The organism is Burkholderia sp. D-99 (assembly GCF_011605345.1).
Classification (GTDB): domain Bacteria; phylum Pseudomonadota; class Gammaproteobacteria; order Burkholderiales; family Burkholderiaceae; genus Burkholderia.
This window is the reverse complement of the sequence record NZ_JAAOXM010000007.1, coordinates 41,037-55,054: the sequence shown is the minus strand read 5'-3', so window position 1 is coordinate 55,054 and position 14,018 is coordinate 41,037. Positions and strand designations below refer to the sequence as shown.

General features: G+C 65.2%; 15 protein-coding genes. 6 read left to right on the top strand and 9 right to left on the bottom strand.

Annotated features, from left to right (window positions below; translation table 11 throughout):
- Positions 1 to 13: 13 nt before the first annotated feature.
- The 9 genes from HAV18_RS23925 to HAV18_RS23885 form a co-directional block, all read right to left on the bottom strand.
- A complete protein-coding gene (locus HAV18_RS23925) occupies positions 14 to 595 on the bottom strand; it encodes a TIGR00730 family Rossman fold protein (protein WP_166960709.1) in 582 nt (193 codons plus the stop codon).
- Entirely contained in the window at positions 592 to 1,350 is a 759-nt protein-coding gene (locus HAV18_RS23920; RefSeq protein ID WP_166960706.1) for a TetR/AcrR family transcriptional regulator, read from the bottom strand. The genes HAV18_RS23925 and HAV18_RS23920 overlap by 4 nt, the downstream gene beginning before the upstream one ends.
- Before the next feature lie 206 nt (positions 1,351 to 1,556).
- Positions 1,557 to 2,093 carry a diacylglycerol kinase gene (locus HAV18_RS23915; protein ID WP_011352720.1) on the bottom strand — a complete coding sequence of 179 codons (537 nt, stop codon included), beginning with the start codon at positions 2,091 to 2,093 and terminating at the stop codon, positions 1,557 to 1,559.
- Positions 2,090 to 3,124: a glycosyltransferase family 1 protein gene (locus tag HAV18_RS23910; RefSeq protein WP_166960703.1), complete on the bottom strand. Its 1,035-nt coding sequence runs from the start codon at positions 3,122 to 3,124 to the stop codon at positions 2,090 to 2,092. Before HAV18_RS23910 ends, HAV18_RS23915 begins: the two co-directional genes overlap by 4 nt.
- A gap of 29 nt (positions 3,125 to 3,153) precedes the next feature.
- Positions 3,154 to 4,092 carry a UDP-2,3-diacylglucosamine diphosphatase gene (locus tag HAV18_RS23905; protein ID WP_060063557.1) on the bottom strand — a complete coding sequence of 313 codons (939 nt, stop codon included), beginning with the start codon at positions 4,090 to 4,092 and terminating at the stop codon, positions 3,154 to 3,156.
- A gap of 225 nt (positions 4,093 to 4,317) precedes the next feature.
- Positions 4,318 to 4,824, bottom strand: coding sequence for an RDD family protein (locus tag HAV18_RS23900; protein WP_166960700.1), 507 nt, complete (start codon positions 4,822 to 4,824; stop codon positions 4,318 to 4,320).
- 6 nt (positions 4,825 to 4,830) lie between these two features.
- Positions 4,831 to 5,589 carry a DUF3106 domain-containing protein gene (locus tag HAV18_RS23895; protein ID WP_166960697.1) on the bottom strand — a complete coding sequence of 253 codons (759 nt, stop codon included), beginning with the start codon at positions 5,587 to 5,589 and terminating at the stop codon, positions 4,831 to 4,833.
- Positions 5,590 to 5,615: 26 nt separating this feature from the next.
- Positions 5,616 to 6,041, bottom strand: a complete 426-nt coding sequence (locus tag HAV18_RS23890) for a DUF3619 family protein (protein ID WP_166960694.1) — start codon at positions 6,039 to 6,041, stop codon at positions 5,616 to 5,618.
- Positions 6,038 to 6,601 (bottom strand): RNA polymerase sigma factor, encoded by a 564-nt coding sequence (locus HAV18_RS23885; RefSeq protein ID WP_166960692.1) that lies wholly within the window; start codon positions 6,599 to 6,601, stop codon positions 6,038 to 6,040. The genes HAV18_RS23890 and HAV18_RS23885 overlap by 4 nt, the downstream gene beginning before the upstream one ends.
- Before the next feature lie 355 nt (positions 6,602 to 6,956).
- Here HAV18_RS23885 and HAV18_RS23880 point away from each other — a divergent pair, with 355 nt between their 5' ends.
- The 6 genes from HAV18_RS23880 (at position 6,957) to HAV18_RS23855 (ending at position 13,955) form a co-directional block, all read left to right on the top strand.
- Positions 6,957 to 8,720 carry an acetolactate synthase 3 catalytic subunit gene (locus tag HAV18_RS23880; RefSeq protein WP_166960688.1) on the top strand — a complete coding sequence of 588 codons (1,764 nt, stop codon included), beginning with the start codon at positions 6,957 to 6,959 and terminating at the stop codon, positions 8,718 to 8,720.
- A 112-nt stretch (positions 8,721 to 8,832) separates the two neighbouring features.
- Entirely contained in the window at positions 8,833 to 9,324 is a 492-nt protein-coding gene (gene ilvN, locus HAV18_RS23875) for an acetolactate synthase small subunit (RefSeq protein WP_011352712.1), read from the top strand.
- A gap of 94 nt (positions 9,325 to 9,418) precedes the next feature.
- Positions 9,419 to 10,435, top strand: coding sequence for a ketol-acid reductoisomerase (gene ilvC / locus HAV18_RS23870; RefSeq protein ID WP_014896490.1), 1,017 nt, complete (start codon positions 9,419 to 9,421; stop codon positions 10,433 to 10,435).
- Between the two features lie 127 nt (positions 10,436 to 10,562).
- Complete coding sequence (locus tag HAV18_RS23865) at positions 10,563 to 11,207, top strand: phosphatidylserine decarboxylase (RefSeq protein ID WP_011352710.1); 645 nt, start codon at positions 10,563 to 10,565, stop codon at positions 11,205 to 11,207.
- Positions 11,208 to 11,222: 15 nt separating this feature from the next.
- Entirely contained in the window at positions 11,223 to 12,095 is an 873-nt protein-coding gene (gene pssA, locus HAV18_RS23860; RefSeq protein ID WP_166960685.1) for a CDP-diacylglycerol--serine O-phosphatidyltransferase, read from the top strand.
- 315 nt (positions 12,096 to 12,410) lie between these two features.
- Complete coding sequence (locus tag HAV18_RS23855) at positions 12,411 to 13,955, top strand: 2-isopropylmalate synthase (protein ID WP_166960681.1); 1,545 nt, start codon at positions 12,411 to 12,413, stop codon at positions 13,953 to 13,955.
- The last annotated feature ends 63 nt before the right edge of the window (positions 13,956 to 14,018 follow it).

Here is a 14,018-nt window from a genome sequence, read left to right as displayed (position 1 = left end):
ATTCCGGTGACGGTTACTTGGCTGCGTCGGGCGCCCACTTGTCATGGACGGGCGGCTGGTAGCGACGCAGTCGCTCGATCAGTTCGACGGGTTCCGATTCGACGCACAGTGCGTCGAAATAGGCCGGACGCATGAAGCCCTCGTCGACGGTATGGCGCAGCAGCGCGATCAGCGGATCGTAGAACGAATCGATGTTGTAGAGCGCGACCGGCTTGCGGTGATAGCCGAGCTGCGCCCACGTGTAGACCTCGAAGAGTTCCTCGAGCGTGCCGGCGCCGCCGGGCATCGCGACGAACGCGTCCGAGAGGTCGGCCATCATCTTCTTGCGGTGGTGCATGTCGGGCACGACGTGCAGTTCCGACAGCCCCGTATGGCCGACTTCCTTGTCGACGAGCAGTTCGGGGATCACGCCGACCGCGCGGCCGCCGACGGCCATCACTTCGTCGGCGATCACGCCCATCAACCCGACACGGCCGCCGCCGTAGACGAGCGTGAGGCCCGCATCGACGAGCGCGCGGCCGAATGCGCGTGCGGCGTCGGCATAGACGGGCCGCACGCCGGACGACGAGCCGCAGTAAACACAGACAGCCTTCATTGCTTGGAATCCTTGGCGGGGGCCTGCCCGGTGATGACGGGGCTGTCGGCCGGGCGCGGCGAGCCGTCGCGCGGCGGCAGGTAGTCGGTGAACTGGCGCTTCGGCAGCTTGCCCGAGACCAGATCGTCGAACAGCTGGCGCGAACGGCCACGCAGGTACGGTGCCATCACGGAGATCACGTGCATGCTGACCTGGTGCAGTTCCTCGCGGATCGCGTCCTGGTCGTTGTATTTGCGCGGATGCATCACGTACTGATACGACAGCCAGTACGTCGAGATCACGGCCATGTTGGTCGCGATGACTTCGATCTCGGCGGGCGTCGCGACCATTTCCGCGTCGGACACGAGCAGCTCGCACATGTCGCGCGCGAAGCGCACCTTGTGGCTGATGATCTGCTTGAAGTGCGTCTCGAGCGTGCGATTGCGCGCGAGCAGGTCGTTGAGGTCGCGATACAGGAACCGGTAGGTCCACATGAAATCGGCCATGTACTGCAGGTACGACCAGGTTTCGTCGATCGTCGGACGATGATCTTCGGGGAAGCGCAGCCGCCGTTCGATCTGTTGTTCGAACTGCGCGAAGATGCTGTTGATGATGTCGTCCTTGTTGCGGAAATGGTAGTACAGGTTGCCTGGACTGATTTCCATTTCCTCGGCGATCGTCGTGGTCGTGACGTTCGGCTCGCCGATCTCGTTGAAGAGTTTCAACGACAACTCGAGAATCCGTTCGCGGGTGCGGCGGGGAGGTTTCGCTTCCATGTCGTCCGGCCCTGTGTGTGCCGGACTGGCGGGCGCTGCAATCGATGCTGCGTGATTCGTCCGGCGCGGGTTGCTGTTCTATGTCTAGCGGACGATTATAAACCGGGGTTTCGCCACATCGGGCGCATTTCGTGTACGCGGCCCCGCGCGGCGCATGGTGCAGCGCCGCACGCGGGCGGTGCTGCGGGTGTGCGCCGGGCAGCCTTCTAGAAGCCGAGCCAGCGTGCGACGACCGGTCCGAGCACGAAGCCCCATGTCGTCACGCATGCGAACAGCGCGACCGTCACGGCTGCGCTGCCGAGGTCCTTCGCGCGCTTGGAGAGTTCGTGGCGTTCGAGCGAGATGCGGTCGATCGCGGCCTCGACGCTCGAATTCAGCAGCTCGACGATCAGCACGAGCAGCACCGACGCGATCAGCAGTGCGCGCGACGCGGCCGGCACCGGTGCGAACGCGCCGATCGGGAGCATCAGCGCGGCGAGCGTGAGTTCCTGGCGAAACGCGCTCTCCTCGCGGATCGCGACGCGAAAGCCGTTCAGCGAATGCTTGAGGGCGTACCAGGCGCGCGTGATGCCGCGGTGGCGCTTGTACGGGTTCGGCGGCAGCGGCGCCAGCCGATCGTCGGGGCCGAGCGGCTCGTGCGCGTGCACATCCGCGTCGGCGTGCGGCTCTTCCTCGTCGAACGGCCGGTGCCGTTGCGGCGTTGCGTCGGGGGGCGGGGTCTTGTCGTTCAGGTCTCGTTTCAAACGGCGGCACCTTCTGCTGGCGAGTACGAGGTCTTCGGCAGCGGCTTCAGATGCGACGCGAACTGCTCGGATGCGGCGCGCCACGAGAAGCGTTCGGCCCATGCGCGCGCCGTCGTGCGTTCGATCTTCAGCGCCTCGAGGCAGGCTTCCTGCAGGTCCTCGTGCATCACGCCGGCGTCGCCTTCGCCGAGCACGTCGATCGGGCCCGTCACGGGATACGCGGCAACCGGCGTGCCGCAGGCGAGCGCCTCGAGCAGCACGAGGCCGAACGTGTCGGTGCGACTCGGGAACACGAACACGTCGGCCGCAGCATACACCTTCGCGAGCTCGGCCTGTGACAGCACACCGAGATAGTTTGCCTCCGGATAGCGCGACTTCAGCTCCGCGAGCGCGGGGCCTTCGCCCGCGACCCACTTCGAGCCGGGCAGGTCGAGGCGCAGGAACGCCTCGACGTTCTTCTCGATCGCGACGCGGCCTACATAAAGGAAGATCGGCCGCGCGGTATTGAGCACCTTCGATTCCATCGGCCGGAACACGTCGAGATCGACGCCGCGGGTCCACAGCACGACGTTCGTGAAGCCGAATTTCTCGAGGTCCTGCTTGACGACCGGCGTCGGTGCCATCACCGCGAGCGACGGGCCGTGGAACCAGTGCAGGAAGCGGTAGGTGGCCGACAGCGGGATGCCGAAGCGCGCCTGCACGTATTCCGGAAAGCGCGTGTGATACGCGGTCGTGTACGGCAGCTTGCGCGAACGCGCGTAGCGCCGCGCGGCGAGGCCGAGCGGGCCTTCGGTCGCGATGTGCAGCGCGTCGGGTGCGAACGCATCGATCCGCGCGCGCAGCTTGCGGTACGGCAGGATCGACAGGCGAATCTCGGGGTAGGTCGGGCAGGGTATTGTGCGAAATTCCAGCGGCGTCAGCAGTTCGACGCGGTGGCCGAGCGCGGTGAGTTCGCGCGACGTGCTCTTCAGCGTGCGCACGACGCCGTTGACCTGCGGTTCCCACGCGTCGGTGACGATCATGATCTTCATCGCGGCATTGTCCTGTAAGTACGGTTATGTCAGGCAGTGGCCTTGGCCTTGCGCGACGTGGTCTCCGACGGTGCGGTGCGCATCACCGTCCAGTAGACGATCTTCAGTTCGCCTTCCATCGTTTCGACGAGCGCGGACAGGCTTTCGACCCAGTCGCCGTCGTTGCAGTACAGCACGCCGTCGATGTCGCGGATCTCCGCCTTGTGGATGTGACCGCATACGACGCCGTCGCAGCCGCGGCGGCGCGCCTCGTCGGTCATCACGGTCTCGAACTGCGAGATGAAGTTGACCGCGTTCTTGACCTGGTGCTTCAGGTACTGCGACAGCGACCAGTACTGGAAACCGAGCCGGCTGCGGATCCGGTTGAACCAGCGGTTCAGCACGAGGATCAGCGTGTAGAGCGTGTCGCCGAGGTACGCGAGCCATTTCGCGTGCTGGATCACGCCGTCGAACAGGTCGCCGTGCACGATCCACAAACGTTTGCCCGCGAGCGTCGTGTGGAACGCCTCGCCGCGCACCTGGATGTCGCCGAACGCGAGATCGCAGAACTGCCGCGCGCCTTCGTCGTGGTTGCCGGGGATGTAGACGACCTGCGTCCCCTTGCGGGCCTTGCGCAGGATCTTCTGCACGACGTCGTTGTGCGCCTGCGGCCAGTACCAGCCCTTCTTCAGCTGCCAGCCGTCGATGATGTCGCCGACGAGGTACAGGTACTCCGAATCGTTGTGGCGCAGGAAGTCGAGCAGGTATGGCGCCTGGCAACCGCTCGAGCCGAGGTGGATGTCGGACAGCCAGATGGTGCGGTAGCGATGGGCTGACGAGTCGGGGTCGTCATGCTGCGTGGCGTGCCCGGCAGGCGGCTCTTGTGACACCAGCCCGTCGGTTGCGGCGGAACCGGACAGGAAGGCGGTGGCGGCGCGGGCGCCGAGGGGGTGACGGAACAGGGAGGTCGCGGACGTTTTCTGGCCCATGCATGACTCGCGCCGGTTGACATTACCGGCATTCCGCCATGCGGGCGTGACTGTGCCATGACAGTCACGAGACGTTCTTATTACGACCGCTGCAGGGTGTTTAGCAGTGAATGACGGGACGTTGTGTAACTTGCCGTACGGAACGTCCGGCGCTTGTCCGGCAAGGCTGTCGGGCCGGGCGGGAGCCGCCTCGGCGAGGTGCTTTCGTCTGGTGAATGCGGCGCATCAGCGTGGCATCGCGACGACGCGCGTGCGTGCGATCCGGTCGTGCGGAAACTGGCGGTCGGCATGCAGCCGGGCGGCGCCGGCCCACGCGACGATCCACGCGGCGGTGAGCGCGAGCGTGACGGGTACCGACAGGCCGAGGAGCGGATGCAGCGCGAGCGGCGGCAGGAACCACAGCCAGCCGAGCGCATAGCGGACGAGCGCGTGGCCCGCGCTCAGCGGCCGGCCGCTCGACGATTCGAGCCGCAGCCGCCATGTCTTCATCGGCAGCGTCTGGCCGCCATGGGTCCAGAACCAGACGAAGTACGCGCCGACCACGAGCGTGATCCACGCGGCGAGCAGGTTGTGATGGACGAGGCCGTTGCGTTGCTGCATCGCGAGGCTGAACGCGAGCCCGGCGAAGAACACCACGCCGAACAGGAGCACGCCTTCGTAGAGCAGCGCGGCGAGACGCCGCCGCACGGACGGCGCGGCGGCCGGGGTTTCGGGGGCGCGGGCGTTCGCCACGGCCGCTCAGGAGCCCTTGAACAGCGAGGGTGCGTCGGCGGGCGACACCGGCGCCACGGCGGCCGGCGCGGATGCGGTGCCGGCCGTCGACGACGCGGGCACGGGCGGCGTGACGGCGGCCGGGACGGGTGCCGGCGCGGTGGCCGCGCCGCTTGCGGGGTGCTCGTGCGAATTGACGAGGCGGCGGACGTCACGGTCGGCGACGGTCGGCGGCGCGCTGACGACACTCGGCCGGCGGCGGCGCTCGGCGGCCGCGAGACGTTCCTTCTGCTCTTCGGGGAGTTGCTGGTACGCCTTCCAGGCGCGCTCGCGCGCCTGCGCGGAAAGCTCCTTCGCGCTCTGGTAATTCTCGCGCGCGACGCGACGCTGCTCGGGTGTCATCCGCGCCCATTCGGTCATCCGGTCCTGCAGGCGCTTTTGATCATCGGGCGTCAATTTCGCGAAACGCGATGCGATCTTCAGCCATTTTCGCTTGCGCGCGTCGCTGAAGCCATCCCACTGGTCGGCGAACGGCGCGAGTGCCGCGTGTTGCGCCGGCGTGAGACGCGCCCACGACAGCGGGCCGGTAGCGGCCGGCAGCGGCAGGGGCAGTGGGGGCAGGTCGGTGCTCAACCCGGTCGCGGCCGATGCGGCCGTGGCAGGGCTGCTGGCCGCGGCGGTGGTCGTCGCGGGGGCCGGGTGGAATCGTGGGTACGTGGCGACGTAGGAAACGGCGATCGCGATTACGCATCCGAAAAATACGGCCAGGCCGCGCTTCTGACTCACCCGTGCGATCCCCTCGTTATTGTCTGTTAGTGAGCGCGCGACAGATACGCGTTGAACCCGTGATCGAGATACGCGTTGAGCGGCAGGTCGTCGCTGAGCATCGCCGCGTCGATGTCGGCGAGCTCGGCGGTGCGCTGCATGTCTTCCCAGTAGGCGATGCCGACGAGCCCCGCGAGCAGCAGTGCCAGCGGCCACGCGCGCAGCAGGCGGCGCGCGAACGACGCCTGCGGGCGGCTCGCGGGCACCATGCCGTACGCACCGGCCGCGCCGGCGAAGGCCGGCACGAACACCGGCACGGTCGCGGCTTCGGGCTTCTTGCGCGCGAGCGCAGCCCGGCGGGCGACGGCCAGGCGGTCGGTGGTCGCGGCAGGCAGGTCGGCCGCGCGCTCGTCCAGCGCGCGGCGCACCTTCAGCGCGAATTCGTGTTCTCGATTTACGGGAGCGGAGCTCATAGCGTGATTCCTTTGGCCTTGAGCGCTTGCGCCAGGGTGTGGGTGGCTCGTGAGCAGTGCGTCTTGACGCTGCCCTCGGAGCACCCCATTGCGGCGGCAGTCTCGGCGACATCCATATCTTCCCAATAACGCATCAGGAACGCTTCCCGTTGACGCGCCGGAAGTTTCTGGATTTCTTCGTCGATCAGGGCCAGAACCTGCTCTCGTTCGAGGCGGTGCTCGCTGCTCTCGACGCCCGCGTTGTCGTTCGCGGATTCGAGTGTTTCGAGCGGGTCGAAGTCGTCGTCGTCGGTGTTGTTCAGCGACGAGAAGAGCGTGACCCACGTGTTGCGGACTTTCTGCCGGCGAAACCAGTCGTGGATCGCGTTCTGCAGGATTCGCTGAAAAAGCAGCGGCAATTCGGCCGCCGGCCGGTCGCCGTACTTCTCTGCAAGCTTGATCATCGCGTCCTGCACGATGTCGAGCGACGCATCGTCGTCACGCACGGCGTACGCAGCCTGCTTGAACGCGCGCCTTTCGACGCCCGCCAGAAAGTCGGCGAGTTCCTTGTCTGATGCCATTCCGTGAAGGTATGCGCTGCGGACCGCTGCGTGGTGTAAAAGGTCGAAAAATTTCGTAAAACCCGCGGATGCTATCAAATTTTCGTGCCGCTTGGCACCGGGTTGGGCGCCGCGCGTTGCGCGCGAGCCGCGGCGGCGGGGTGCCGGGCGGCGCCCATGATGCGCTGCGGGATATTTTGCTTGACGACCCATTCGCGACCCGCTATCGTCAATGATTCGCAACATGAAGTGATGGTCTCATTTGAGGCTGGCCCAAGAAGCCTGCCCTTCAAACTGGACGCGCCGCTTGAACCCGAGCCACAAGCCCGGCAGAGAGCACCCGATCAATTTTTTGCCGAAAATTCGAAAGGTCAAAATGAACATGCCCAGCGCGGAATTCTCCACGTCGGAACCCCATTCCCCTCCCGATAGCGACTCCATCGGCGGCACCGTGCTCATGAAGGCACTGGCCGATGAAAACGTCGAATTCATCTGGGGCTACCCCGGCGGCTCGGTACTCTACATCTACGACGAGCTTTACAAGCAGGACAAGATTCAGCACGTGCTGGTGCGCCATGAACAGGCGGCCGTGCACGCAGCCGATGCGTATGCGCGTTCCACCGGCAATGTCGGCGTTTGCCTCGTGACGTCGGGCCCCGGCGTCACCAACGCGGTGACCGGCATCGCAACGGCGTACATGGATTCGATCCCGATGGTCGTGATCAGCGGCCAGGTGCCGACTGCCGCGATCGGCCAGGACGCTTTCCAGGAGTGCGACACCGTCGGCATCACGCGTCCGTGCGTGAAGCACAACTTCCTCGTGAAGGACGTGCGCGACCTCGCGGAAACCGTCAAGAAGGCGTTCTACATCGCCCGCACCGGCCGTCCGGGCCCCGTGCTGATCGACATCCCGAAGGACATTTCGAAGACGCCGTGCCAGTACGAGCCGGTCAAGAGCGTGTCGCTGCGTTCGTACAACCCTGTCACGAAGGGCCATTCGGGCCAGATCCGCAAGGCCGTGTCGCTGCTGTTGACGGCAAAGCGCCCGTACATCTACACGGGCGGCGGCATCATCCTCGCCGACGCGTCGCGCGAACTGAACCAGTTCGCGGATCTGCTCGGCTATCCGGTCACGAACACGCTGATGGGCCTTGGCGGCTATCGCGCATCGGACAAGAAATTCCTCGGCATGCTCGGCATGCACGGCACCTACGAAGCGAACATGGCGATGCAGCACTGCGACGTGCTGATCGCGATCGGTGCCCGCTTCGACGACCGCGTGATCGGCGATCCGGCGCACTTCGCGTCGCGTCCGCGCAAGATCATCCACATCGACATCGACCCGTCGTCGATCTCGAAGCGTGTGAAGGTCGACATCCCGATCGTCGGCGACGTGAAGGAAGTGCTGAAGGAGCTGATCGAGCAGCTGCAGACGGCCGAGCATGGCCCCGACACCGAGGCGCTCGCGCAATGGTGGAAGGACATCGAGGGCTGGCGCTCGAAGGACTGCCTGAAATACGACCGCGAAAGCGAGATCATCAAGCCGCAGTACGTGGTCGAGAAGGCGTGGGAGCTGACGGACGGCAATGCGTTCGTGTGCTCGGACGTCGGCCAGCACCAGATGTGGGCGGCGCAGTTCTACCGTTTCAACAAGCCGCGTCGCTGGATCAATTCCGGCGGCCTCGGCACGATGGGCTTCGGCCTGCCGGCAGCGATGGGCGTCAAGATGGCGCACCCGGACGACGACGTGCTGTGCATTACGGGCGAAGGCTCGATCCAGATGTGCATCCAGGAACTGTCGACCTGCCTGCAGTACGACACGCCCGTGAAGATCATTTCGCTGAACAACCGCTATCTCGGCATGGTTCGCCAGTGGCAGCAGATCGAATACAGCAAGCGCTATTCGCATTCGTACATGGATGCGCTGCCCGATTTCGTGAAGCTCGCCGAAGCGTACGGCCATGTCGGCATGCGGATCGAAAAGACTTCGGATGTGGAGCCGGCGCTGAAGGAAGCGCTGCGCCTGAAGGACCGCACCGTGTTTCTCGACTTCCAGACCGATCCGACCGAAAACGTCTGGCCGATGGTCCAGGCCGGCAAGGGCATCACCGAGATGCTGCTCGGATCGGAAGATCTGTAACGGCGCGACGCGCGCCTGAGCCCGATGCGGCCGCCTTCACGAAGGGCGGTGCGGCACGCGGCGGCGCGCGGCGCGAGTGAATCGACACGGACACATTCTGGAAGAAGCGAACATGAGACACATCATTTCCGTCCTGCTGGAGAACGAACCGGGCGCGCTGTCGCGCGTGGTCGGTCTGTTTTCCGCACGCGGCTACAACATCGAAACCTTGACGGTGGCGCCGACCGAAGACCAATCGCTGTCGCGGCTCACCATCGTTTCCATTGGCTCCGACGACGTGATCGAACAGATCACGAAGCATCTGAACCGCCTGATCGAGGTGGTGAAAGTGGTGGACCTGACCGACGGTGCACACATCGAACGCGAGCTGATGCTGATCAAGGTACGTGCAGTGGGCAAGGAGCGCGAAGAAATGAAGCGGATGGCGGACATTTTCCGCGGCCGCATCATCGACGTGACCGAAAAGACCTACACGATCGAATTGACGGGCGCGAGCGACAAGCTCGACGCATTCATCCAGGGGCTGGACGCGGGCGCGATCCTGGAGACCGTGCGCACCGGCAGCTCCGGCATCGGACGCGGCGAGCGCATCCTGAAGGTGTGATGCCGGCAGGCACGCCGGGTGCGCCGTCATGTCCCGGCCCGTAGTACTCCATCCGAACGAATTGTTGAATTTTTGAATTAGCGAAGGAACCATCATGAACGTTTTCTACGACAAAGACGCTGACCTCTCCCTCATCAAGGGCAAGCAAGTCACGATCATCGGCTACGGCTCGCAAGGCCATGCACACGCACTGAACCTGAAGGACAGCGGCGTGAACGTGACGGTCGGCCTGCGCAAGGGCGGCGCGTCGTGGAGCAAGGCCGAAAACGCCGGCCTGTCGGTCAAGGAAGTCGCGGAAGCGGTGAAGGGCGCCGACGTCGTGATGATGCTGCTGCCGGACGAGCAGATCGCCGACGTGTACGCGAAGGAAGTGCACGAGAACATCAAGCAGGGCGCGGCGCTGGCATTCGCACACGGCTTCAACGTCCACTACGGCGCGGTGATCCCGCGCGCCGACCTCGACGTGATCATGATCGCGCCGAAGGCACCGGGCCACACCGTGCGCGGCACGTACTCGCAAGGTGGCGGCGTGCCGCACCTGATCGCGGTTGCGCAGAACAAGTCGGGCGCGGCACGCGACATCGCGCTGTCGTACGCTGCGGCGAACGGCGGCGGCCGTGCAGGCATCATCGAGACGAACTTCCGTGAAGAAACCGAAACCGACCTGTTCGGCGAGCAGGCCGTCCTGTGCGGCGGCACGGTCGAGCTGATCAAGGCTGGCTTCGAGACGCTGGTCGAGGCAGGTTACGCGCCGGAAATGGCGTACTTCGAGTGCCTGCACGAACTGAAGCTGATCGTCGACCTGATCTATGAAGGCGGCATCGCGAACATGAACTACTCGATCTCGAACAACGCCGAGTACGGCGAGTACGTGACGGGCCCGCGCGTCGTCACGGAAGAGACGAAGAAGGCGATGAAGCAGTGCCTGACCGACATCCAGACGGGCGAGTACGCGAAGAGCTTCATTCTCGAGAACAAGGCAGGCGCACCGACGCTGCAGTCGCGCCGTCGCCTGACGGCCGAGCACCAGATCGAACAGGTCGGTGCGAAGCTGCGTGCGATGATGCCGTGGATCGCGAAGAACAAGCTCGTCGACCAGACGAAGAACTAAGCACCGCGTGCTGTTCCGGCCCCTCGAATAGAGGGCCGGTACCAAAAAGCCGCCCGAAGGCAGCAGTGCCCCGGGCGGCTTTTGTTATGCTACGGGCTTTGCAATTCACCGAACACAGAACGAATCCATGAACTATCCTCATCCGATCATCGCGCGCGAAGGCTGGCCGTTTATCGCGATTGCAGCCGTCATCGCGTTGTTGATCCATGCCGTCGGGGGCTTCGGCTTCGCGTGGCCGTTCTGGCTGCTGCTCGTCTTCGTCGTCCAGTTCTTCCGTGATCCGCAGCGTCCGATCCCGGCGCAGCCGAACGCGGTGCTGTGCCCGGCCGACGGCCGCATCGTCGCGGTCGAGACCGCGCAGGACCCGTACGCGAACCGCGAGGCGCTGAAGATCAGCGTGTTCATGAATGTCTTCAACGTCCATTCGCAGCGTTCGCCGGTCGATGGCGCGATCTCGAAGGTCGAGTATTTCCCGGGCGCGTTCCTGAACGCGGCGATCGACAAGGCGTCGACCGAGAACGAGCGTAATGCGGTCGTGATCCAGACGGCGAGCGGCAAGACCGTTACCGCCGTGCAGATCGCCGGCCTCGTCGCCCGTCGGATTCTCTGCTACGTGCGCGCCGGCGAACCGCTGTCGCGCGGCCAGCGCTACGGTTTCATCCGCTTCGGCTCGCGCGTCGACGTGTACCTGCCGCTCGGCAGCCGCGCGAAGGTGTCGATCGGCGAGAAAGTCTACGCGTCGTCGACGATCCTCGCCGAACTCGAACAGTAAGCGGCGAGGCGCACGATGGCCGCATTCAAATCGCGTCGGCCGCGCAACGGCGCCGGCCAGACGCCACGCCCGTTCCGCCGCAACAAGGTGATGGCACCGGATGCGGTGCCCATCGAGAGCCGCCGCGCCGCGCGCCAGCGGTTCCTGAAGACGCGCGGCATCTACCTGCTGCCTAACGCGTTCACGACCGCCGCGCTGTTCTGCGGCTTCTTCGCGGTCGTGCAGGCGATGAACGTGCGCTTCGAGATCGCCGCGATCGCGATTTTCGTCGCGATGGTGCTCGACGGGATGGACGGGCGCGTCGCGCGCATGACGCATACGCAGAGCGCCTTCGGCGAGCAGTTCGACAGCCTGTCGGACATGGTGTCGTTCGGCGTCGCGCCCGCGCTCGTGATGTACGAGTGGGTGCTGAAGGATCTCGGCCGCTGGGGCTGGCTCGCCGCGTTCGTCTATTGCTCGGGCGCCGCGCTGCGCCTCGCGCGCTTCAACACGAACATCGGCGTCGTCGACAAGCGCTTCTTCCAGGGGCTGCCTAGCCCGGCCGCCGCCGCGCTGATCGCGGGCTTCGTGTGGCTCGCCACCGACAACCGCGTGCCGATGAAGCTCGGCTGGCTGCCGTGGGTCGCGTTCGTGCTGACGATCTACGCGGGCGTGACGATGGTGTCGAACGCGCCGTTCTACAGCGGCAAGGCGCTCGACGTGCGGCACCGCGTGCCGTTCGCGGCGATCCTGCTGGTCGTCGTCGCGTTCGTGCTCGTGTCGTCCGACCCACCGCTGATGCTGTTCTGCCTGTTCGTGCTGTACGGGCTGTCCGGCTACGTGTTCTGGGCCTACATGGCCATCCGCGGGCGCGCGAACCCGGCGCGCTCGTCGCAGCGCGACCACTGACGCGCGTTTTATGCCTGGAAACGGCGGCCTCGGGCCGCCGTTTTCATTTGTCCCTGGTTCGACCCGGGCCGCCGGAAACCCCGGGTGCCGTCCGATTGCGCACCTAACGGAATGCCGCTATAGTCTTCGGCATGACTGCATTTCCCCGCCTCTCCCTCCTTCTAGCCGGTGCGCCGCTACGCGCGCTAGCGTTGGCGCGCCTGCCGCGCTGACCGTTCTCGCCCCCCCGTCAAGCTTCGTCTGTTGTTGAGCGTCGCCAGCGGTGGCGCGATCTCATTACGTTTGACTTCCGTATAAAGAGCCCTGGAGCCCCCCATGACAGACAAGCTGATCATTTTCGATACGACGTTGCGTGACGGCGAACAATCGCCCGGCGCGTCGATGACGAAGGAAGAGAAAATCCGCATCGCGAAGCATCTCGAGCGGATGAAGGTCGACGTGATCGAAGCCGGCTTCGCGGCCAGCTCGAACGGCGATTTCGACGCGATCCACACGATCGCCGGTCTCGTGAAGGACAGCACGATCTGCTCGCTGGCCCGTGCCAACGACAAGGACATCCAGCGCGCGGCCGACGCGCTGAAGCCGGCCGAGAGCTTCCGGATCCACACGTTCATCGCGACGTCGCCGCTGCACATGGAAAAGAAGCTGCGGATGACGCCCGACCAGGTGTTCGAGCAGGCGCGCCTCGCGGTGCGCTTCGCCCGCAAGTTCACCGACAACGTCGAATTCTCGCCGGAAGACGGCAGCCGCTCCGATCTGGATTTCCTCTGCCGCGTGCTGGAAGCCGTGATCGCGGAAGGCGCGACGACGATCAACATCGCCGACACGGTCGGCTACGGCGTGCCGGAGCTCTACGGCAACCTCGTGAAGACGCTGCGCGAACGCATTCCGAACTCGGACAAGGCGATTTTCTCGGTGCACTGCCATAACGACCTCGGGATGGCCGTCGCGAACTCGCTCGCCGGCGTGAAGATCGGCGGCGCGCGTCAGATCGAATGCACGATCAACGGTCTCGGCGAGCGCGCGGGCAACACGTCGCTCGAGGAAATCGTGATGGCCGTGAAGACGCGCAAGGACTATTTCGGCCTCGACGTCGGCATCGACACGACGCAGATCGTGCCGACGTCGAAGCTCGTGTCGCAGATCACCGGTTTCGTCGTGCAGCCGAACAAGGCGGTGGTCGGCGCGAACGCGTTCGCGCATGCGTCGGGCATCCACCAGGACGGCGTGCTGAAGGCGCGCGACACCTACGAGATCATGCGCGCGGAAGACGTGGGCTGGACCGCGAACAAGATCGTGCTCGGCAAGCTGTCGGGCCGCAACGCGTTCAAGCAGCGCCTGCAGGAACTCGGCGTGTCGCTCGACAGCGAAGGCGAACTGAACGCGGCGTTCATGCGTTTCAAGGATCTGGCCGACCGCAAGTCCGAGATCTTCGACGAGGACATCATCGCGATCGTGTCCGAGGAATCGGCGCTCGCACATGAGCAGGAGCATTACAAGTTCGTGTCGCTGTCGCAGCACTCGGAAACGGGCGAGCAGCCGCACGCGAAGGTCGTGTTCGGGGTCGAGGGCAAGGAAGTGACCGGGGAGTCGCGCGGCAACGGTCCGGTCGATGCGACGTTCAATGCGATCGAGAGCGAAGTCGGCAGCGGTTCCGAGCTGCTGCTGTACTCGGTGAACGCGATCACGACCGGTACGCAGGCGCAGGGTGAAGTGACGGTCCGGCTGTCGAAGAGCGGGCGGATCGTCAACGGTGTCGGTACCGATCCGGACATCGTCGCCGCGTCCGCGAAGGCGTACATCTCCGCGCTGAACAAGCTGCATTCGAAGGACGACAAGCTCAACCCGCAGCGCTCATAAGCGCCGCGCGCTGGCATCACCGAAACGCCCCGTGCGGCCCTGCCGCCGGGGCGTTTTTTCATG